Origin of the sequence: Glutamicibacter nicotianae, from assembly GCF_016907615.1 — a bacterium.
Classification (GTDB): Bacteria; Actinomycetota; Actinomycetes; order Actinomycetales; family Micrococcaceae; genus Glutamicibacter; species Glutamicibacter nicotianae.
Genome location: NZ_JAFBCH010000001.1, coordinates 3,016,863 through 3,035,527, shown reverse-complemented (window position 1 = coordinate 3,035,527; position 18,665 = coordinate 3,016,863). Strand labels below are relative to the sequence as shown.

Genomic DNA, 18,665 nt, shown 5'->3' with positions numbered 1-18,665 from the left:
GCATGCGCCAGATCCAGGCAGCGGTGCTGGGGCACACGCAGAACCAGCGTCCCTATGCCGAGCACCGGCCGCTGGCCATCCGCCAGCTGAAGCTGGGCGACCCCGGCCCCGGGGAAGTGCTGGTGCGCATTACGGCTGCCGGACTCTGCCATTCGGATTTGTCGGTCATCGACGGGAACCGGCCGCGTCCGGTGCCGATGGTGCTCGGGCATGAATCGGCCGGCATCATCGAGCAGGTTGGCGAAGGGGTTCAGCTGGACATCGGCCAGCAGGTGATCTCGGTCTTCCTGCCACGCTGCGAGAACTGCGCAGCCTGCGCCACCGGAGGCAAGCTGCCGTGCAGCGCCGGCACCGCGTCCAACACCGCTGGAACCCTGCTGACTGGCGCTCGCCGGCTGATGCTCGATGGCAAGCCGGTCCACCACCACCTGGGCGTCTCGGCCTTTGCCGATTACGCGGTGATGGATGCGCGCAGCCTGGTTCCGGTGGGCGTGGATGTGCCGGCCGAGGTGGCTGCGGTGCTGGGGTGCGCGGTGCTCACCGGCGGCGGCGCGCTGCGCAATGCCGCCAGGGCAACAGGTGCCGAGGATGTGGCCATCATTGGACTGGGCGGAGTGGGCATGGCCGCTTTGCTGGTGGCCGCCGGGCAGCGGACTACCGGCAGGATATTGGCCATTGATGCCAATGATCAGAAGCTGGCGGCCGCGCTGGCCTTGGGTGCCGATGAAGCCTGCACGCCGCAGGAGCTGGGGCAGCGCAGTGCGCAGATCGTGGTTGAGGCCGCCGGTCATCCGCGGGCCTTCGAAACCGCATTGCAGGCCACAGGCGTGGGCGGAACCCTGGTGACTGTGGGGCTGCCGGCCCCGGGCGCGATGAGCAGCATCGAGCCATTGGCCCTGACCGCCGGCGCCCGCACGATTATCGGCAGCTATATGGGCTCTGCGCTGCCAAAGCAGGATATCGGCTACTACGAGCAGCTTTGGCGCGCAGGCAGGCTCCCGGTAGAGAAGCTGGTGGAGACCAGGCCGCTGGCGCAGATCAACGAAGCCCTCGACGATCTGGCTGACGGGCGCTCGATACGCCAAGTTCTGCTGCCCGGAATCGGGGAGGAAGCCCAGTAGGATTGGTGGGTGACTGATTCCACTGCGGGGCCCCGTGCCCTGGCAACCCTGACCGACATCCGGGTCTTCGACTACCTCTGCAAGGCCCCGGCGACACGGACCCGGATCGCCGCGGATCTGGGCATCTCCAAGCCCACCGCATCGCAGGCGATTTCGCGCCTGCAGGAGAACGGGTTGGCATTGGCCATCGAGCGGGAAAACGAGCCCAAGCGCGGACGCGTACCAGAGCACTATGCGCTGGACAGCAGCTTCGGCCACCTGCTGGCCCTGTGCCTGCAGGCTGAATTCCTGCAGGTCCGCGCCACCGACCTGGCCGGGCAAACCCTGGTGGACCGCCTCTACCCGCTCACCGCGCAAACCACTGAAGCGGAAGTAGCGCAAATGGGGGCCAGGGAGATTTCGCGCGTGGCCGCCGAGCTCGGCTCCCCGCTGCTGGCCGCGGCCGTGAGCCAATCGGCCCCGGTGGAGCGCGATGGCGAGCTGCGCGTGCTGGCTACCCCGATTTTCCCTTCCTCCGGAGCTGACCTTGCAGGCCAATTTGCTGACGGTGTTCCGGTGCTGCTGGATAACGACGTGAACTGGATGGCCCTGGCCGAAGCGGGGGAGCAGGCAGACTCCTTGATGATGATCTATATCGGATCTGGCCTGGGCGCAGGACTGGTCATCGACGGTGCGCTGCACCGCGGCAAGCACGGCACCGCTGGCGAGCTGGAGACCCAGCTGGTGGGCGGGACAAACCTGCGCGAAGCGCTCGCCGAGGCGGGGATGTTCCAGACCCGCGTGCTCTGGGAGAAGCTGGCCGACGAACGGAACTGGTCGGCATTCCTTGCGCCGTTCGGCCAGGTCCTGGCCAACTTGATTGGCTTCGTCGATCCGCAGCGGGTGGTGGCCATCGGTCCGGGCCTGACCCCTGAATTGTGCGCCGCACTGGAGAGCGAGCTGAATGGGTTGCTGCCCAAGCCGGTCCATGTGCAGCTTTCCGCATTGGGAACCGAAGCCGCGGCACGCGGGGCACTGGCTGGTGCCCGGGAGCTCGCCTTGGGCAACTTGTGGGAAAACTACCGGGCACGTTGACCAAAGTGATCCAAGCTATATATTGTTAAGAGTCCTTAATTTACATGTGCATCACCGGGGAGAGAACTGATGGCACCATCTGACGCATCGGAATCCACGTCGCAGTTCGCTGCCATCGGCCTTGATCTGGGCGGCTCGTCGATCAAGTACGGGTTGGTTGGAACCGACGGCAAGCTCGTTGAGAGCACCTTCAGCAAGGCCGCCACCCCAGAAGGCGCGCATCCGGAGGCCGTCGCCCAGGTGATGACAGGAATCATTGCCGACCTGCAGGAGCTCACCGGCGATGAGCTGGCCGGGATCCCCGCCGGTGTCACCGTGCCAGGTATCGTCATCGACGGCGTCGTGCACTCGGCGGCCAATATCGACAAGGCCTGGATCGGCTTGGATGTCACCGCCTCGTTCAGTGCGCTCCTGGGCCGCGACGTCTTTGTGCTCAATGACGCGGATGCCGCCGGCGTCGCCGAGGTCTACGCGGGTGCGGGAGCCGAGAATGGCAAGCCTGTCAAGGGCAGCACCTTGCTGCTGACCCTGGGCACCGGCATTGGCTCGGCCTTCTTCCGCGACGGAGTGCTCTTCCCTAACGTCGAATTCGGCCACCTCGAAATCGACGGCTTCAATGCCGAGAGCAAGGCCGCCGCGCGAGTCATGCGCGAGGAAAACCTCAGCTGGGAACAGTACATCGCCCGCCTGCAGCGCTACCTGTCCCATGTGGAATTCCTCTGCAGCCCGGATCTGATCATTATCGGCGGAGCGATCTCCGAAGACCACGAGAAATTCCTGCCGCAGCTGGAACTGCGTGCCAAGATCGTGCCCGCCCGCTTCAACAACGCCGCCGGGGTATTGGGCGCCGCGCATCGCGCGCTGAATCCCGGCAACTAGGAACCTATGCATACGATAGACCCGAACGCCCAGATCAAGCTCGTCGCCGTTGACATGGACGGCACCTTCCTGGACGGCGAGGGTCAAATCCCGGAGGCATCCTGGGCGCTCATCGACCGGCTCCAGGAACGCGGCATCAAGTTCGTGCCGGCTTCCGGGCGCCAGTTCGCCACCCTGCGCGAGCAGTTCGCCCCCTTAGGCGAGATCGCGATCATTGCCGAGAACGGCACCGTCGTGATGCATGGCGAGAACGAGATCTACTCCAACATCATCGGCAAGTCCTCGGTTGACGCGGTCATCCAGGCCGTCCGCGCGCAATCTGCGCTCGATGCCGGATTGGTGCTATGCGGACGCCGCACCGCCTATGTTGAGCGCGCCGATGAAGCGTTCGCCGCAGCCATTGCCCCGTATTACCGTGCAGTGCAGGTGGTGGATGACCTGGCTTTGGTCGCGGACTCGATCATCAAGATGGCAATCAACGTCGGCACCGGTGCAGTGAAGGACATGGCGACGGCGCTGGAAGTTCCGCTGCAGGTGGTGATCTCGGGGAGCCACTGGGTCGATGCGATGAATCATGGCGTGCACAAGGGTTTGGCCCTGAATGCGTTGCAGGACAAGCTGGGAATCAGCGCCGATGAAACCGCAGTTTTCGGCGACTACCCCAACGACCTGGAAATGATCAAGGCCGCCACCTACTCCTTCGCAATGGCCAATGCCCATCCCGTGGTCGCCGAAGCCGCGAATTTCACTGCGCCGTCCAACCTTGATCACGGCGTGCTGCAGGTTCTCGGCGCCTACCTCGACGGGCGCGCCCAGCTCTGACACGCCGGGTAGCTGAAACAGCTCAGGGCCTGGGTGAAGGAAATTTTCCTTCACCCAGGCCCTTCGCGCTCTTGTTGGCTAGTTAGGCGCCGAGATAATGGCGAATTCCGGCCAAGGCTGCGCGCACGCCGGAATCCAACGCTCCACGGTACTCAGGTAGGAAGAATGGGGAGTGGTTGCCTGCCGGTGCCGGGTCCTGCGGGTCGGCGCCGCCGAACATCCAGAACACATTCGGCACGCCGATGGCATCGCCCAGCGAACCGAAGTCCTCGGATCCCATCATCGGCGGCACCAGGCGGACCTGCTCCTCGCCAAACTCCTGGCGCAGCGCGCCGACGACATTGCCGGTGTGCTCCGGGGCGTTGTACAGCCGCGGGAAGGCGTAGAGCTGTACGATCTTCGGCTGCGGTGCTCCCGAGGCGTCTCGATTTTCTGTACCCGAATATCTGTTGTTGCATCGTGGATAGGAGAATCAGGCTTGTTGTATCGCGGCTTTGATTCCGCACGTTACCGAACGATCTGCCGTTGTCTGGCTCGTAGAAATCTTTGCCCTAGATGCTCTAGATGCTCTAGATGCTGAGCAAATGATTAATGATGGGCCGTAGCGCCGTGCGTAGCTCCTCCGACTGTCGTGGGTCATACAGAAGCCGAAGCGCAAAGCCGTCCGAAACAGCAATAATGCCAGCCGCAGCAGCTTCCGGATCTGCCACCCCGAAAGCCCGCAAAGCCTCCACCAACTGCCCAGAGGCCAGCTCATCCTGGCCTATAAGGATTTCAGCGATCCAAGGCGTGTGGACAGCCTCGGCAGCAAACGCATTCCAAGCGATGGCCTCTTCCCTGCGCTGCTGGTCGAGGGGCAAGGTCTCTTCAACCATGCGAACCAGGTAGTCCACCGCGTCACCAACGAAAAGGAGAGCATCCATACGCGCCTCGGCCCTGGCGATCACCAGATCGACGGCGGCACGGAGCAAGGCTTCCTTGTTAGGGAACGTCTTTTGTAAGGCTCCGACGGACCAACCTGAATCTGCAGCAACGGTCCGAATGCTGACAGCTTGGATACCGCCGCGGACGATCAAGTCCAGCACCGATGCAGCAAAGACGTCCCGCTTGTCTACACCTGATTTCATAAACCTAGAATACGTGTGTATTCTCTGAATATGAAATCGCCTCCCCACACTCACAGCGATCCCGTGCGCCAGTCCGCAGCGAGGTGGTCGGCAGCGCTAGTCGGTGGCCCCGCTGACTTGCTGGATTTCTTGATCCCCTTATGGGCGGGAACCGCACTCGGGCTAGATGCAGCGGTGATTGGATTGCTAGTTGCAGCTGAACTGTTTGTTTCATTCGCCGCAAGGTTCCCTGCAGGACTGCTGGCAGACATTTGGGAACACCGGAATATTGCAGCTGCTGGAGCAGCGTTGTACGGGATTTCGTGCGTTGGGTACGCGCTATCCACGGGCCCAACAATGGCATTCATCTCCGCCATATTTGGAGGCATCGGAGGCGCGCTGCTCTGGGTGTCCCTACGGGCGATAGTCAGTGAATCAGTGGGCTCAGATTCATTTGCCTTCCCGAAGCTTATGACGTGGCAGGAAACCGGATCATGGGTCGCTTTCGTCGCTGGCCTGACACTCATGGGCTCCCTGAACTTCCAGGGTGTCTTCTTGGCTGCTTCCGGCGCATGCTTTGTAGCAGTGGCGATGATCGCAGCAGCACCTCGACGCCCCTCAAAGCTTCCGGAACCAGGAGAGTCAAACTTTCCGACGCAGCGGCTGCGACCAATGCTGATTGCCACCGCACTGACTTCGCTGGCTGAAGCCGCCATTGGATTACTGTTACTGCTGCACCTCCAAAGGGCATTCGAGCTCGACGTAGTTTCCATCGCGCTAGTGTTCCTGCCTGGAGCCATTGCGATGAGCATCATTCCAAGACCAGCACACCAGCTCACCATGCGCATCGGACGGCGAAGAGTCGCAGCAATCGCGTCGCTATCCAGTGCCACATTTGCGTTCGCATTGGCCTTCGCACCCTCACCTTTGCTCATTGCCGCCATGTGGATTCTGAGTGCTGCAGCATGGGCAGCGATCATCCCGATCGAGCAATCTGTCGTCGCCGAGGTTTCAGGTGATCGCGCCGGAAAAGGGTTTGGTCTTTACGAGTCGGCCAGACTGGCCGGCGCGGGAGCCGGGGCGCTAATAGCCGGGGTCAGCTATGAGTCAACATCGTGGCAGGTTGCCTGCATCCTGTTTGCGGTCGTGATCGCCGCTGGGGCCATCGTTACGCCGTGGGCTGTCCGCCGGGCTGGCGTCACCAACCACCCCAGTCACGAAGCAACCCCGAACATCACACCGACAGTTTTCGTTTCAGAAGAAATGAATACGCCAGTCCCCCAGGTCAGGGAACCAGAAGACAACCAAGAGGAAACAAAAATAGCAAAGTCCAAAACCAGTAACTCCGAGCTCACGGGCCTTGGCTGGCATCTGCTCATCTTCGCCATCGCTCAGATCGCATTGGCTTTCATGGGCTTGTCCTGGATTGTGGACTCATTCAGCACCAACGACTTCGGCGAACACCTCTCTTCCGGTGGGCGACCAGACCTCGAAGGAATCCCAAGCTTCCTGGCCGGGGCAGGAAAGATATGGGTCATTGTCTTCGTTATCGACGTCATATGGACTCTGGTCGCTGGACGCAAAAGCAATCAGTCTCCGAAGGAACAAGAGCAGTGAGCGACCCCAGTCGCATACACTGGTCGCATTAGCCCAAATTTTTCATGAGGCCGCTGACGGCCACCGGAATCCAGTACCAAAGGATTCCCGGTGGCCGCCGTCGATTCCACCCACGACAAAAAGCGCCTGAACCACCAGCGCAGGGTGCCAGGCTCCACCATCCTGGACTGAAAGGACCTTTCAAAAACAAGGAACAATAGGACAACTGCCAATTCAGGCGGCCAGCTCACCATGCCGCCACCGATGGAACAGCAAGCCAATACTCTGTTGAAGCAGGAATAGCAGTTGCGCTTCTGGTGCACTTTCATGGATCAGTAGCCGGCGCTGCCTACCGCCAGAGACGATCTTCCCCGCCGTGGAAAACAGTCGGTACCGCCACCGTTTCACATCCCAGCAACTTGCCTCATGCCCGCTGGGCAGCACGGCCAGCTGCAACCAGGCCACCAGATTCAGTGCAAGCATCGCCAGGTCCGCCCACGCCTGGTTCGCGGCAAAAGACCAATACGGCAGCTTGCCCAGCCCCGTGTTCTTCAACGACTTGATCCTGTTTTCGCACCGGCCCCGCGCCCGGTGCCTCGCATCGAGGAACGCCACGTTGAACCGCGGGGCATTGGTCAAGAACGCGGTCACCCGGTTCCCGTCCGTGTCGAACAGGTTCGCTTTCGCCCCGGGATGCAACGGCTCAGCACGCAAATAGATCCGGGTTCCTGGCAGGTAGTCCTTCAGCTCTATCACCTTGGACGCGTCGATCACCCACGCGTTATCACGCTGATCCCCGTCAGCGTCCAGGGCTGGTTCCCAGTATTTTGGATCGCTCCGGGTTTAATAGACGCAAGAAATTGGAAAAGGAACACTTCTCTCTTGCCGATCAAATACACCGACGAAATCAAGATCCGCGCCGTTGACCTCGTGATCCACACGCAGGCCGACCCCAGCACCGCGAACGGCGCAATCCGACGCGTCGCCAAGGAGCTGGGCCTGAGCAGCGAAACGCTTCGCACCTGGGTGCGCAACTACAAGAACAGCGGCGCGGTGACACCAGCGCAGTCCATTGACCTGGAAGCCGAGAATAAACGGCTGCGCGCCGAACTGGCCGAAACCAAACGTGCCAACGAGATCCTGAAGAAAGCAGCGACTTTCTTCAGGGTGGAGCTCGACCGCCCCTCAAAGTAACTGTTGATTTCATTGATCAGCACAAGGACGAGCTCGGGGTCGAGCCGATCATCCGCGCGTTGCATGGAACCCGCGCGCAGATCGCCGTGAGCTCGTACTATGCCTTCGAGAAACGACAGCCCTCAGCCCGCAGCGTGCGGGATGAGCAACTACTGCCGAAACTTCTTGACGTATACGAGGAGAACTACTCCTGCTACGGGCTACGAAAAATGTGGCACGCAATAAACAATGAGCATGCCTATCAGTTCGGGCCCATTGCTCGGTGCACCGTGGAACGATTAAAGAAAATCGCTGGTATTGACGGGATCCGCCGCAATCGGAGAAAACCGAGAACTCGCTCCGCAGATCCAGAGTCATGCCCGGTGGATCTGGTGGACCGCCAGTTTGCCGCGGACCCCCCTGCAAGCTTTGAGTAGCTGACATCACCTATGTTCCGGCCCAGGCCGGGTGGGTCTATGCCATGTCTATCCTTGATGTGTTCACCCGCGAAATCGTGGGCTGGCAAGTCACCAACCATATGCGGGAGTCATTGGCCAGGGACGCGTTAATGATGGCTTTGGCAGGGAAATACAGGGATGGTGAGGACGTGACCGGCCTCGTGCACCACTCAGATCGTGGCGTGCAATTCCGGTCTATTAGGGCGTGTTGCTAAAGGATTCGGGGACGGTGAATGCGCGAGTCTGGAGTCATGTCGCGCGATGCCATCAGACCCGTGGACATGGTGGACGCGGTGCTAGTCACGGCGGCTAACCTACCCGGCCCCCTTCCCACCCACCTTCGGGAGTGCATGGCCATAGACCCGACCGAATCCTCCCCTGGGGTGCGCCAGGCACCCGGCCCACGCCCGGGCGCGACTGAGGCAGAGTCGGTTGTTTCTGGAAGGCCGAAGCCGCACCACAACCCTCGCCGGCGAGCCGGGACATGCTTCCACCCATACCCGCCTGGACACCCACGTCGAGGCCCCCATGGGATGATAAACTCGGTCACACGCGGACGGAAGGGATCCGATGACAACGCACACCACCACGGCCGGCCGCCAGCCATCCGAGACTCCCACGGCAGTCCGCGGGATTAGCGCGCTGCGCCACCCCGTGGTCTCCGGCGGGCTCATCGGAGTCATCGGCGGGACAGCCTTCCTCTTCGCCGGCGTCCTTGGGGTGTCCTCACCGACACAGGGCCCACTGCGCGGGCTGGCTGCCGCCCTGGCCACCTTCACCCTTGCAGTGATCCTGTTCCGCCGCAGGGTCTTCCCCGAGCTGCGCCCGCCTGCACCGGGGGCGGCACGTGTTTACGGGGTCGCCGTCGTCGTAATGCTCCTGCTGATGCCGGTCACGCGCCTGGTCGCTCAGGCCTTACATGCCCCGACGGCCCAGAGCGCTTTGGTGGCCGCCGTCGTCGGCGCGCACTTCCTCCCCTTCGCTCGGGTCTTCCATGCCCCGGTGTTCTGGTGGATCGGCGGGTCCATGGTCGCCCTCGGCCTCGGCGGGGCACTCCTGGCGGTCCTGGGCATGCACGTGGCCGGGCCGGCCGGCGCCGCGGCGGCCGGTGCGGCGATGCTCGTGATCGTGGCAGTGCAGGCGTTCCGACAACACGCCCCGGGCACCACAGCAGCCACAGAACAGTCTGCCGCGTGACCCAATCCGGGCTCACGCCCTAGGGCGTGTTGCTAAAAGGTTTCAAGGGGTGGATGCGTCAGTCTTGAGGGGTGTCGCGTGATGTCATCTCGGACGAGGTCTGGGCCGTGATCGGCCCACTGTTCCCCGAAGCCAAGACCACCGGGCGTCCGCCCGTGGATCGGCGCATCGTGGTCGAGGCCACCGCGTGGCGCTTCCGCACCGGCGCGCCGTGGCGGGATCTGCCCGAGCGGTTCGGGAACTGGAACACGATCTACAAGAACTTCAACCGGTGGGCCGCTCAGGGCGTGTGGGAGCGGGTGCTGGAGAAGACCCAGTCCTTGGCACAGCAGGCTGGCGAGCTGGACTGGGTGGCCTCGATCGATTCCACGATCGTGCGCGTCCACCAGCGCGGGGCGACCCTGCCCTGCCCCACAGGGGGCCCTGATGAACTACAAGAAATCCGGGGCGGAGCCGGCTGATCATGCCATCGGACGCTCCCGCGGCGGTCTGACGACGAAGTCGCATCTGGTCTGTGATGGCAAGGGCAGGGTGCTGGCGTTCTTGGTGACCGGCGGGCAGGTGGCCGACACCTCGATGTTGGCCACCACGCTGGAGCAGATCAGCGTGGCCGGCGCCCGTGGGCGGCCCCGGACACGGCCTGACCGCCTGATTGCGGACAAGGGCTACCCCTCGAAGGCGAACCGTGCCTGGCTGCGCCGGCATGGCATCGCGGCCACGATCCCGGAGCGAGCGGATCAGATCGCGCACCGGCGCCGCCGCCCAGGAAGACCGATCGACTTCGGTGAAGACCAGCGCCAGCGCTACTGGGGACGCAATGTCGTGGAGCGGTGCTTCAACCGGCTCAAGCAGTGGCGAGGAATCGCGATGCGCTCGGACAAGTACGCCCGGAACTATCACGCCGGGCTCTGCCTCGCCGCGACACTGCATTGGCTGACTACTACCCTTTAGCAACACGCCCTAGGTACGGGCAGGCCTTGGCCGAGTCTAAGGTCGTTGCTTCGGTGGGTTCCAGGGGCGATTCCTACGATAATGCCATGGCCGAAGCGCTGAATTCGGTCTATAAGGCGGAGCTGATCGACCGGAAGCAGTGGTCTGGACAGGTCGAGGTCATGGCTGAGACGTCTAGGTGGGTTGGCTGGTACAACTCCCAGCGGCTGCATTCGGCTCTCGGGTATAGATCGCCGGCTCAGGTCCATCAACAGTGGACCGAACTGTCCCTGACGGACCTTGCGGCTGCTTAGAAAAACAAGTTAAAGAGCCTCTACAAAACCCGGGGCTTGACAATATGTCGCAGCGGTGGCCGGTGATGCTCAGCTCCTGGTGGACGTCATCGTCCCCACCCAGCGAGATCTGTATGAATTCATCGCCACGACCAACTTGGGCGAAATGGTGCAGCTGCGCACCTCGATGGTGCTCGGGGCGCGCAAGAGCGGTGGGCAGCCAGCCGGATCCTGAGCGGTCAGCCAGACAAAGAATTCAGCATGAATTTACCTGGTTTTCGCCATCGAATCCGGACTGGGCCACCGGCGGTAAACGCGGAGTGAACACTTATCCGAAAGGCAATAATGAACGCGTAATATCGCCGCAATGGTTCGAAACGGTTCCAGAAGTGGCATATTCTCACGATACCGAGCGGCGCAGCTTCGCTCGTGCGGTTAACAACCAGTTAACCCTGCAGGGGTGAAAGGAAGACCGGCAACCGTGAGCAAGAGGTTGACCTACGGGAAGAACCAAGGAACAGCTACGCCTGAAAGCGCGTGGCGCAAGCGCAAGGACGCGTGGGAACACCTTGGCTATCTGCTCAGCGAGATTTCTTCTGAATTCCAGGGGGAAGCACGCCGTGCAGAACATGAATTGGAAGCCGGCCGGTTGCTGGGACTGCTGGCTGCCATTGAACCATACTGGGCGAATCCCGGCATCGAATTCTTCAATGAGGTTTCCCGGCTCATGTCTGTCGGACAGTACGATAGTGCGTTGAAGCTGGTCTACCAAGCGAACCAGGCGTTCAGGACCCAGGCCCAATACATGGATCTGGAAGGCCATGAAGGGGCGGAAACGGATCCGGCCCAACTGGTCACTGGCGCACCGAGCCACGGCAAGGTGCAGGTCCCAATGGTGGAAATCCTGCTGGTAGACAATGGGCCGGCGGATGAAATCGAGCGTTTCAAGGAAGAAATCGCCGAGCAGCGCCAGCACACCGATCCGTTCCATTACAACTTCGTTGTGGTGCCGAGCGTGGAAGACGCCTTGGCCGCGATAATAATCAATTCCAGCATCCAGGCGGTGGTCCTCACCGCCCGCTATGATATCTGCACGCGTCGCCGGCTCTCCTCGACGCTGAAGAATTTCATCGCCCGCCGCATGGAGCGCTACTTCCAATCCACGAAGCCGATCCGTGGTCTGCTGGACCTGGAGAACATTTTGGACGGCCTGCGGCCCGAAGTCCCTGTCTACCTGATCGCCGGGGTCGCCCTGGAATCAATTGCCCATGAAATCACCGGCCGTTTCCGCAGGATCTTTTCCCGCAACGACCGTATGGATCTGCACCTTTCGATCCTTGCGGAAATTACCGACCGCTATGACACCCCGTTCTTCGCGGCGCTGCAGAAATACGCGAAGCGCCCTGGCGGGGTCTTCCACGCGCTGCCGATCTCCCGTGCCGCCTCGGTCAAGAACTCGCCCTGGGCCCGCGACTTGGTGGACTTCTACGGCAAGAACCTGCTGCTGGCCGAGACCTCGGCCACCTCCGGCGGCCTCGATTCCCTGTTGGACCCGCAAAGCTCCATCAAGAAGGCCCACGAGCTGGCGGCCCGCGCCTTTGGCAGCCACCGCACCTACTTTGTCACCAACGGCACCTCGACGGCGAACAAGATCGTGCACCAGTCGATCCTCGCGCCGGGGGACATCGTGCTGGTGGACCGCAACTGCCACAAGTCCCACCACTACTCACTGGTGCTTGCCGGGGCGAACGTCAGCTACCTAGAGGCCTACCCGCTCAACGAGCACTCGATGTACGGTGCGGTGCCGCTGGAGGAGATCAAGGGACGGCTGCTGCAGCTGCGCCGCGAGGGGCTGCTGCACAAGGTCAAGATGCTGACCCTGACCAACTGCACCTTCGACGGGATCATCTACGATCCGCGCCGGGTGATGGAGGAATGCCTGGCGATCAAGCCGGATTTGGTATTCCTCTGGGACGAGGCATGGTTCGCCTTCGCCGGATTCCATCCGATGTACCGCCAGCGGACCGCGATGACGGTGGCCGGGGTGCTGGAAGCAGAACTGGAAAGCGCTGAATACCGCGAGCGCTACGCCGCGCAGCAGGTTGCGCTGCCGGAACCCGGCACCATTGTGCACCCGGAGAACGACCAGGCCTGGCTGGACACCCGGTTGATTCCGGATCCGGAGCAGGTCCGCCTGCGCGTGTACTCCACCCAGTCCACGCACAAGACCCTGACCTCCTTGCGCCAGGGCTCGATGATCCACATCTATGACCAGGATTTCGCGGTGCGCAACCTCAACGCCTTCCGCGAGGCCTACATGACCCACACCTCCACCTCGCCGAACTACCAGATCCTTGCCTCGCTGGATATCGGCCGCCGGCAGGCAGAGCTGGAAGGCTATGCGCTGGTGCAGCGACAGGTCGATTTGGCGCAGTCGATTTCGCGGGCCATGGCGCGCAACGAGCTGCTGGGCAAGTATTTCAAGATCCTGCACTCGACGGATCTGATTCCGCAGAAGTACCGTCAGTCCGGGACGCAGAACCCGGTGCGTGACGGCCTGGCGGCTTGGGACGAAGCCTGGGCGGCAGACGAGTTCGTGGTGGACCCCTCGCGCTTGACCCTGGACATCAGCCGCACCGGCGTGGACGGGGACACCTTCAAGCACGAGTACCTGATGGATGGGCACTCGATCCAGGTCAACAAGACCAGCCGCACCTCGGTGCTGCTGATGACCAATATCGGCACCACGCGTTCCGCAGTGGCGCACCTGATCGAGGTGCTGGTGAAGATCGCCGAGGAACTGGACCGCAAGCGCCGGCTGGATGGCCGCGTGCTGGCGCTGGGGAAGAAGCCTGCGGCCGAAGAGGTTCCACTGCCGGACTTCAGCGCCTTCGCTCCTGAATTCTCCGGAGGCGGCGGAAGCGGCGACATGCGCTCGGCCTACTACCTTACCTACCAGGATCCGGCGACGCATTTCCTGTCCTCGGCGCAGATCCGCACGCAGCTGCTGGCGGGGGACCGCGTGGTCTCGGCGGTGTTCGTCACCCCGTACCCGCCAGGCTTCCCGGTGCTGGTTCCGGGGCAGGAGATCACCTTGGGCATCTTGGACTACATGGACCGGCTCGATACCCGCGAGATCCACGGCTACCACCAGGATCTGGGCTATCAGGTGTTCACCTGCGAAGCCCTGGAACAGGTCGCGGCGCAGCAGTCCTGAGCGTGCAGAGCGGCTTGAGCTGAACACAGTGCGAATCCGCCCGGTTTTGCCGGGCGGATTCGCGCATCAGTTGTGCAGGGACTGGAGCGCTGGATGGCCGCCGGCACAACGTCCTAGGCCCTGGTTCGCGCACGATGCGCAAACCAAGGCCTTGGCCAGTGGCCTGGAGGCTATATTTTCCGTTCCGCCAGATGCGCCGAGATCGCCTCGAACGCGCGAATGGTCGGGAACAGCTTGGAAGCGTCCTGCGGCAGCGGCCAGCTGGAGAGCTTGACCGCGACCAGCTTGGTCGCCGGATCCATGTAGATCATCTGTCCATGGATGCCCAGGGCCACCGCGGCCCCGGTGGCAGGGTTCGGGAACCAGATCTGGTTCCGGTAGTGCCCGCCGGGCATCATGTTGTCGCCCGGCGATTGGGCGAATGCCCGGACCAGCGCGGGATCATCGATGAAGGTATCGGCAATCCATGCTTCGGAGAGCACCTGCTTGCCGGTCAGCGCCCGCCCGCCATTGACATAGAGATGGCCGAACCGCGCCAAATCGCGCAGGCAGGCGTTGAATCCGCCATCGAACATGCCGGTTCCGAACTGGTCAACACCCATCACCAGGTCTTGCTGGGCTCCGAGCTTCGACCACACATAGTCCGAAAGCAGTTCCTGCATCGGGGCGCCGCCGGCGGCTTCCAGCACCCAGCCCAAGGCATCGGTTTCGCAGGAACGATATTCGAACACCGAGCCGTGCGGTCCCTTGGCCTTCAAGGTCAGCAGGAACTCGTACATCCCGATCGGGCCGATGCCGCCACGCTCCGGCGCCCAGCCGATGGCTTCCTCCAGCTGGCGCACCTCGGCCTGCGGATCCAGGTACTCCTCGGAAAAACTGATCCCCGAACGCATATCCAGCAGGTCGCGCACGCGTGCGCCGGCATAGCCGCTGCGCTCCAGAGCCGGCACGTAGGTGGTCACCGTCTGCTCGGTATCGAGTTTTCCGGCATCCGCCAGCGCACCGGCCAGGGAGCCCACCAGGGTCTTGCTGACCGACATCAGCAGATGATCGGTCAGCGAGGTCATGGTGTTGTAGTACTTCTCCCAGAGGATCCGTCCATTGTGCATGACCAGCACGGCATCGGTATTCGTCGCGTGCATTACCCCGCGCACGGTCAGTGCAGGGTCGGTAATGCTAGCTTTGGCAACTTCCAGCTTGCCCAGCTTCTCCTCGGCCAGGTGCAACCTGACGATCGGGCCGTCTCCGCGCGAAACCTTCACGGTGGGATGGATCCGGGCGATGTTCTGGAAAGAGCGCTTGATGTTCTGCGGGTACTGCCAGGTGGCGATGTTCAGCGCCTTGCTCGGAGGACCTGCGAGGTTAGCTGCCATTTCCCCGACGGCATCAGTCGCTTCAGTTGCCATGCTCTGATGGCGGAACGTCAATTCCCTTGTACTGGGATCGGATGCAGGAGATGAAGTGCTTGGCATCGATGCTGAGCTTGGTTTTCTTCTTGCCTTCGTACTGCAGCTTGGCCTTGGTGACCAGGACCCCAAGATCGGCTCCCTTCCATCGGTAATCCTCAACGCCGTAGATGCGCAGGAAGAATGCTTCCTTGTGGGTCTGCAGCTGGTGCCAGTCCAGGGCGGAACGGGAGAACTGCAGCTTGCCCCGCGAATCGAGGTAGTAGTTGCCAGTGCGCGGCGCGTGGGTGATGTACTGCAGGATGTCATCGGTTTCCTTGATGATCATGTGGCTCCAGACATCGGCCCCGCTCATCTCTTCCCAGCGGGCATTGATCTCGTCGACATCCAGTTCGAAGTCCACGTCGAGGTATTCGAGCAGGTGGAAGAGGAACAGCGGCACGTCGGCGTATGCGCCGGCGGTGACGTTGGTGATGGCGCTGGCTCCGGAAATGCGCGGGTTCAGCTCGCCGAGGTACACCTCGTCGGTGTCGGTGTCCACCAGCACGTCCACCTCGAAGAAGCCGCGGTAGCCGGTGTCCTTCAGGCCGTTGCCGACCTTGCGCACCAGGTCGATGGCGCGCGAGCGCTGGGAGTCGGTGACTACATCCGGGTGCATCTCGTTGCCGCACCAGCCGCCCTTGTACGGGGTCAGCTCCTTGTATCCTGCCAGTTCGGTCAGGATCGGACCGACCACGGTGCCGCATTCGGTCAGCACCGCTTCGACGGCCACCGGCTGGTTGTTGATGCGCTTCATGATCTTCAGCTGCTCGCCGATGATGTTCTTGGAGTGCTGCTTGAACTGCGCCTTGGAATCGATGAAGAAGGTCGTCTTGCCCGAATCGCCGTAGGGGGTTTGCACCACCAGGTCATCGCCCAGGCCGGCTTCCTCGGCCAGTACCATGAGCTCCTCGTAGCTATCGGCGGTGCCCAGCACGTTGGGCACCGATGGGGCGCCGGCCGCATTGCCCAGCTTGGTGGTGACGATCTTGGAATCCAGTTCGGTGCGCAGTGCCGCCGAAGGCAGGATCAGGTCGTAGCCCAGCTCCTCGCAGATCGCTTCGGTTTCCTCGTCGAAGAAGACCATCGCGATCTTCGGCCGTGGACCGCCCGGGGTGCACTGGGAATCGATGTATTCGCGGACTTCGGAGTTCTCCAGCAGCCAGTTGTTGATCTCTTCGGCGCTCTGGAAATCGACATAGGGCTTCTCGGCGGGGGTGAAGACCCGCGGGTGATGGCCATCCCAGCCGTCGTAGTAGGTGATGTAGCTGAACTTGCGGACCCAGCGGTCAAGGCCCAGCAGGTTGACCGGGGTGGCGCCGAGGAAGAAGATCGGGGTGGTGTTGGTACGGAAGAAATGGCGGACTTCGCTCATGTTCTTCAGCTTGCGGTCCATGTGCAGGACCTTGGCCGGGAGATTTGCCGGTTCGGACTCGTTGTAGGCCGCGTCGACCGCGACGTTGGCGCTGAGCTGATCGGTGACGGTGCGTGCCTTGTGGCGCAGCTTGTCGAGATCGCTGGGTTTGGGCATGCGGTGGCGAGAAGCCGGGGCGTGGGCTTCAAGAATGTTGGCCATGATGTGGAGATGTCCTTTGAAACTGTCCGAAGTAGGGCAATGGCACGGCGCAATGCGTGACAGTTTCATGCTCAGGGCTCTTTGCAAGCACCGGCACACGTTCTGCTTAACGGGTGGTGAACATTGCGCCAGCACCCGCTGTTGCAGCTTGTGACTTGGCATGCAACGGCGGGCGCGGGATCAATGCGCGGTGAAGATCACTCCCCATTGCAACAGCGCACGGACGCTAGCTGGATACCGTGGCCGCGAAATCCAGCTGCTGGAACTCGAATCCTGCCTGCTGCAGGACTTCGCTGGTGACCTTGCGTCCGGTCAACGCGACCCGGGCGTTGGAGCCCATGACTGCGGCGCCGACCTTCGGAAGCACCGAACCGGTGGGCAGGCCAGGCAACCCGGCGATGGAGCGCAAGGCTGCCATGACCTCGGCATTGCGCAGCGGTTTCGGGCAGGCTGCATGCACCAGGCCGGCAGGGATGGCCGGCTCCTCGAAGCCGAGCAGGCAGCGGATCAGGCGCAACCAGTCTTCCAGCCCGATCCAGCTGAACCACTGCTTGCCATCGCCCATCGGACCGCCCAGGCCGGTATTCACCAGCAGGTTCAGCGGGCCGAGCAGCGGAGCGTCGGGGTGCATCACCAGCGAGGTGCGCAGCAGGTAGCGCTGCTCGGCATTGACCTCGGCCTCGGTGAAGGCCTGTTCCCAGGCGGAGGCGACTCCGGTCATTTCCGGCAGGGCGCGCTGGTCGGTGGGGACCGGGCTGGATTCGGTCAGCTCCTCTTCGCCGGCATCGCCGAAGATCGCGGTGGTGCTGGCCTGGATCCAGGTGGCAAGCTTCGGTGCCGTCGCAGCGGCTTCGGCCAAGGTCTGGGTGGAGGCCACGCGCGAACCGGTGAGCGCCGCCAGGTTTTCCGGGGTGTTGCGCTTGTCGACGCGCTCGCCGGCCAAGTTGACCAGGTGCACCGGATGCTTGCTGGCCAGCACATTGGCCCAGGCACCCTGGTGGACTCCGTCCCAGCTGTACTGCTCGGCAGGGAAACCATCCTCGGGGTTGCGCGTCAGCACCGAAACCGAGAGTCCGCGGCAGACCAGGTCCGCGACCAGATTGCGGCCGAGGAATCCGCGTCCGCCGGAGATGACCACCTGGCCATCGCGCTTGCGGTGAGCGCTTGGGGCGATGATCCGGTAGAGGCGGGCCGCGGCGATGGCGAAGTCCTTGCACAACGCGTTGGCCACGGTGAATTTGAAGGCGGTGGTGCCCGGGCCGTTGAGCTCAACGGTGAAGCGCAGCACGCAGCCGTGCTCATGCGGCTCGACCTGCCAGCGCAAGACCATCTCGCCGGCGGGCTGCGGCTGGGTGAACTCCACCATCAGGGTGTCCTGGTTGCGCCGGGTGATGGAACCCGACGGGGCGGTGCTGCGGTGCAATGGGCCGAAGAGCTTGCCCGGCGGCAGCAGGTCGACCTTGGTGCCCACCCCGCGCTGGTCATCGTGCACGATGAAGCCGTCGAAGCTCTTCATCCACTGCCCGGTCTGCGACAGGTTGCCCACGATCGAGTAGACGGCTTGCGGGTCAGCGGCCAGGAATTGCGACTCGGTGCGCTGCCAGTGCGTGAACTTGCTCGTGGTGCTCATCTTGGAATCGTTCCTTCCAGCTCGGTTGCTCGGGCATAGCTCTAGGCTACTGTGCCCGGTGCGCTTCGGCTGGCAGGAGCTGAAAGCCAGGCCGAACTGTTACACCGGGCCCTGCAACGGGAAAGCTCCCCTGGCCCAGAATACCAGG

16 protein-coding genes, 4 pseudogenes and 1 other annotated feature are annotated in these 18,665 nt (G+C 62.6%); of the genes and pseudogenes, 14 read left to right on the top strand and 6 right to left on the bottom strand.

All coding sequences use genetic code 11. The features are described 5' to 3' along the window. Positions 1–2 precede the first annotated feature (2 nt). From JOE62_RS14460 to JOE62_RS14445, 4 genes are all read left to right on the top strand, one after another. Complete coding sequence (locus JOE62_RS14460) at positions 3–1,121, top strand: alcohol dehydrogenase catalytic domain-containing protein (RefSeq protein ID WP_204722889.1); 1,119 nt, start codon at positions 3–5, stop codon at positions 1,119–1,121. 9 nt (positions 1,122–1,130) lie between these two features. Further along, positions 1,131–2,195, top strand: coding sequence for an ROK family protein (locus JOE62_RS14455; RefSeq protein WP_204722888.1), 1,065 nt, complete (start codon positions 1,131–1,133; stop codon positions 2,193–2,195). A 69-nt stretch (positions 2,196–2,264) separates the two neighbouring features. Then, positions 2,265–3,074, top strand: coding sequence for a polyphosphate--glucose phosphotransferase (gene ppgK, locus JOE62_RS14450; RefSeq protein WP_204722887.1), 810 nt, complete (start codon positions 2,265–2,267; stop codon positions 3,072–3,074). Positions 3,075–3,080: 6 nt separating this feature from the next. Next, positions 3,081–3,896 (top strand): Cof-type HAD-IIB family hydrolase, encoded by an 816-nt coding sequence (locus JOE62_RS14445; RefSeq protein WP_204722886.1) that lies wholly within the window; start codon positions 3,081–3,083, stop codon positions 3,894–3,896. An 82-nt stretch (positions 3,897–3,978) separates the two neighbouring features. On the opposite strand, the gene JOE62_RS14440 is transcribed toward JOE62_RS14445, so the two are convergent. Next, positions 3,979–4,188, bottom strand: coding sequence for a hypothetical protein (locus JOE62_RS14440; RefSeq protein WP_204722885.1), 210 nt, complete (start codon positions 4,186–4,188; stop codon positions 3,979–3,981). Positions 4,189–4,465: 277 nt separating this feature from the next. Then, positions 4,466–5,023, bottom strand: coding sequence for a TetR/AcrR family transcriptional regulator (locus tag JOE62_RS14435; RefSeq protein ID WP_204722884.1), 558 nt, complete (start codon positions 5,021–5,023; stop codon positions 4,466–4,468). Positions 5,024–5,053: 30 nt separating this feature from the next. On the opposite strand from JOE62_RS14435, the gene JOE62_RS14430 reads away from it, so the two are divergent. Further along, positions 5,054–6,619 (top strand): MFS transporter, encoded by a 1,566-nt coding sequence (locus JOE62_RS14430; protein ID WP_239543405.1) that lies wholly within the window; start codon positions 5,054–5,056, stop codon positions 6,617–6,619. A 213-nt stretch (positions 6,620–6,832) separates the two neighbouring features. On the opposite strand, the pseudogene JOE62_RS14425 reads toward JOE62_RS14430, so the two are convergent. Further along, a pseudogene (locus tag JOE62_RS14425) lies at positions 6,833–7,432 on the bottom strand (transposase); the annotation flags it as partial. A gap of 96 nt (positions 7,433–7,528) precedes the next feature. On the opposite strand from JOE62_RS14425, the pseudogene JOE62_RS16850 reads away from it, so the two are divergent. The 9 genes and pseudogenes from JOE62_RS16850 to JOE62_RS14380 form a co-directional block, all read left to right on the top strand. Further along, positions 7,529–7,654: pseudogene (locus JOE62_RS16850) on the top strand (transposase); the annotation flags it as partial. 57 nt (positions 7,655–7,711) lie between these two features. Then, a pseudogene (locus JOE62_RS16845) lies at positions 7,712–7,854 on the top strand (IS3 family transposase); the annotation flags it as partial. After that, positions 7,750–7,881, top strand: a sequence feature (AL1L pseudoknot). It overlaps the preceding pseudogene by 105 nt. Continuing rightward, a complete protein-coding gene (locus JOE62_RS16785; protein WP_204722881.1) occupies positions 7,879–8,208 on the top strand; it encodes an IS3 family transposase in 330 nt (109 codons plus the stop codon). Its footprint overlaps the feature before it by 3 nt. A gap of 5 nt (positions 8,209–8,213) precedes the next feature. Next, positions 8,214–8,444 (top strand): DDE-type integrase/transposase/recombinase, encoded by a 231-nt coding sequence (locus JOE62_RS16780; RefSeq protein WP_420842196.1) that lies wholly within the window; start codon positions 8,214–8,216, stop codon positions 8,442–8,444. A 355-nt stretch (positions 8,445–8,799) separates the two neighbouring features. Further along, the gene (locus JOE62_RS16345) at positions 8,800–9,426 is read left to right on the top strand and encodes a hypothetical protein (protein ID WP_239543403.1); all 627 of its coding nucleotides are present in this window, start codon (positions 8,800–8,802) and stop codon (positions 9,424–9,426) included. Between the two features lie 71 nt (positions 9,427–9,497). Further along, positions 9,498–10,377: pseudogene (locus JOE62_RS14395) on the top strand (IS5 family transposase). Positions 10,378–10,403: 26 nt separating this feature from the next. Then, positions 10,404–10,670: an integrase core domain-containing protein gene (locus JOE62_RS14390; protein WP_204722880.1), complete on the top strand. Its 267-nt coding sequence runs from the start codon at positions 10,404–10,406 to the stop codon at positions 10,668–10,670. A gap of 55 nt (positions 10,671–10,725) precedes the next feature. Next, on the top strand, positions 10,726–10,884 hold the full coding sequence (locus tag JOE62_RS14385; RefSeq protein WP_204722879.1) for a hypothetical protein: 159 nt from the start codon (positions 10,726–10,728) through the stop codon (positions 10,882–10,884). A gap of 246 nt (positions 10,885–11,130) precedes the next feature. After that, the gene (locus JOE62_RS14380) at positions 11,131–13,866 is read left to right on the top strand and encodes an aminotransferase class I/II-fold pyridoxal phosphate-dependent enzyme (RefSeq protein WP_204722878.1); all 2,736 of its coding nucleotides are present in this window, start codon (positions 11,131–11,133) and stop codon (positions 13,864–13,866) included. 170 nt (positions 13,867–14,036) lie between these two features. Here the strand turns inward: JOE62_RS14380 and JOE62_RS14375 are convergent, their stop codons facing one another. The 3 genes from JOE62_RS14375 to JOE62_RS14365 all read right to left on the bottom strand — a co-directional run bounded on the left by JOE62_RS14375 (position 14,037) and on the right by JOE62_RS14365 (position 18,517). Beyond that, the gene (locus JOE62_RS14375) at positions 14,037–15,272 is read right to left on the bottom strand and encodes a serine hydrolase domain-containing protein (protein WP_204722877.1); all 1,236 of its coding nucleotides are present in this window, start codon (positions 15,270–15,272) and stop codon (positions 14,037–14,039) included. Then, the gene (locus JOE62_RS14370) at positions 15,262–16,887 is read right to left on the bottom strand and encodes a biotin carboxylase (RefSeq protein ID WP_204722876.1); all 1,626 of its coding nucleotides are present in this window, start codon (positions 16,885–16,887) and stop codon (positions 15,262–15,264) included. Before JOE62_RS14370 ends, JOE62_RS14375 begins: the two co-directional genes overlap by 11 nt. 226 nt (positions 16,888–17,113) lie before the next feature. Further along, entirely contained in the window at positions 17,114–18,517 is a 1,404-nt protein-coding gene (locus JOE62_RS14365) for an NAD-dependent epimerase/dehydratase family protein (protein ID WP_204722875.1), read from the bottom strand. Between the last annotated feature and the right edge of the window lie 148 nt (positions 18,518–18,665).

Coding starts and splice junctions, on each gene's coding strand:
- JOE62_RS14460 (WP_204722889.1), top strand. CDS start 3: ATGCGCCAGATCCAGGCAGCGGTGCTGGGGCACACGCAGAACCAGCGT.
- ppgK (WP_204722887.1), top strand. CDS start 2,265: ATGGCACCATCTGACGCATCGGAATCCACGTCGCAGTTCGCTGCCATC.
- JOE62_RS14445 (WP_204722886.1), top strand. CDS start 3,081: ATGCATACGATAGACCCGAACGCCCAGATCAAGCTCGTCGCCGTTGAC.
- JOE62_RS14435 (WP_204722884.1), bottom strand. CDS start 5,023: ATGAAATCAGGTGTAGACAAGCGGGACGTCTTTGCTGCATCGGTGCTG.
- JOE62_RS14430 (WP_239543405.1), top strand. CDS start 5,054: ATGAAATCGCCTCCCCACACTCACAGCGATCCCGTGCGCCAGTCCGCA.
- JOE62_RS16345 (WP_239543403.1), top strand. CDS start 8,800: ATGACAACGCACACCACCACGGCCGGCCGCCAGCCATCCGAGACTCCC.
- JOE62_RS14375 (WP_204722877.1), bottom strand. CDS start 15,272: ATGGCAACTGAAGCGACTGATGCCGTCGGGGAAATGGCAGCTAACCTC.
- JOE62_RS14370 (WP_204722876.1), bottom strand. CDS start 16,887: ATGGCCAACATTCTTGAAGCCCACGCCCCGGCTTCTCGCCACCGCATG.
- JOE62_RS14365 (WP_204722875.1), bottom strand. CDS start 18,517: ATGAGCACCACGAGCAAGTTCACGCACTGGCAGCGCACCGAGTCGCAA.